The sequence below is a fragment of the Nocardia veterana NBRC 100344 genome (assembly GCF_000308855.1).
GTDB classification, from domain to species: domain Bacteria; phylum Actinomycetota; class Actinomycetes; order Mycobacteriales; family Mycobacteriaceae; genus Nocardia; species Nocardia veterana.
In genome coordinates this window covers 1-1459 of record NZ_BAGM01000180.1, presented here as the reverse complement: position 1 = coordinate 1459, position 1459 = coordinate 1, and the positions used below count along the sequence as shown (strand labels likewise).

General features: G+C 64.1%; 1 protein-coding gene. It reads right to left on the bottom strand.

All coding sequences use genetic code 11. The features are described 5' to 3' along the window. Positions 1-22: 22 nt before the first annotated feature. The gene (locus tag ON37_RS26630) at positions 23-1237 is read right to left on the bottom strand and encodes an IS110 family RNA-guided transposase (RefSeq protein WP_040723178.1); all 1215 of its coding nucleotides are present in this window, start codon (positions 1235-1237) and stop codon (positions 23-25) included. Between the last annotated feature and the right edge of the window lie 222 nt (positions 1238-1459).

Here is a 1459-nt window from a genome sequence, read left to right as displayed (position 1 = left end):
GAAAGGACTCTCAATGACTGTGTCAAGCCGCAGCTGCCACCGATGTCGGGCGGATGGCACTGAATTCGCGGCCGTCGCGCAGCAAGGCCCACAAGACATCCACCAGCCGTCTGGCCAGCGCTAGAAGGGCTTGGGTATGAATCTGTCGCTCGCTGCGTTTGCGGTCGTAGAAACGCCGCGATGGTCCATTCTCGTAGCGCAGGCTGGACAAGGCAGCCATGTAGAACACCCGCCGCAGGCGCCGGTTGTATCGCTTGGGGCGATGCAGATTCCCGGAAACACGTCCGGAGTCACGCGGAACCGGCACCAGTCCGGCATAGGAGGCCAGCCGGCCCGAGCTGGCGAAGTTGGCCAGGTCACCACCGGTGCCCACGAGGAACTCCGCACCCAGTCCCGGCCCCATGCCAGGCAGCGATTCGATGATGCGGGCCCACGGGTGTGCACGAAATCGGGTGGTGATGAGTTTGTCGGTGTCCTTGATCTCGCGGTCGAGGTCGAGGAGTTTGCGAGCGACGCGCTTGACGAGCATGGCGGTGTCGGCCTCGCCCGGCAGGGCCAGGCTCTGACGGTGCGCGGCGTCGACCGCCGCGACCGCTGTCTTTCCGATGACCGGTCTCCACCCGCCGTTGTCGACGAGATATGTTGTGACACCGTCGATTCCGGCAGCCCGAAGCTCGGCAGGAGTGCACATTCCGGCGACCAGAACCAATGGGGTCCGCGCCGTGTAATCGAACGCGGCCTCCAGCGCCGGAAAGATCGAGCCGAGCAAGGCCCTGAGCCGATTGATCCCGGCGACCCAGTCCGACATCAGATCGGTGCGGTAGCTGGTCAGCTGGGTCAGCCCGACCACCAATTCCTCAGGCATCGTGACCTGACTCAGATCGCGGCGCATACGGGCGGTTTCGGCGATCACCTTCGCATCCTTGGCGTCGGTCTTGGCCTCGCCGCGGAATCCGTGGGTCATCGTGTTGACTACCCGGCCCGGCACATACGTCACCGCCTGATCAGCGGCCAGCAACACCGTGATCAGCAGCAACGCCATCGGACTGGTCAGATCGATTGCCCACCGCACCAGCTGCCCAGCCTGGTCGGCGCGCGCGATCAACGCCTCGATCGCGGCTTGGTCGTTGCCGACCTTCTGACTGAACACCGTCTTGCCGGTCTCATCGACCGCGCAGGCATGATGCGACGCTTTGCCGACATCGATGCCGACCCAAATCTCCGGGCGAGTATCCACCCACGTGCTCCTGACTCCAAAGTTACCGCGCCCGTGGACAACCCCGCCGACAGATCCCTAAACAGCGACGACCCGCAACAAGCTCTCAATCAGCAGCCGGAGCGTCCAGCGCGGCGGGGCAGCCAGTCCTTCGGAGCCTCGAACAAGGCAAAAACCCATCAGCTACACCCCACCGCTCTGGGCATCCAGGGCACCAACCCCAGACACCTACAAACTTAGGGA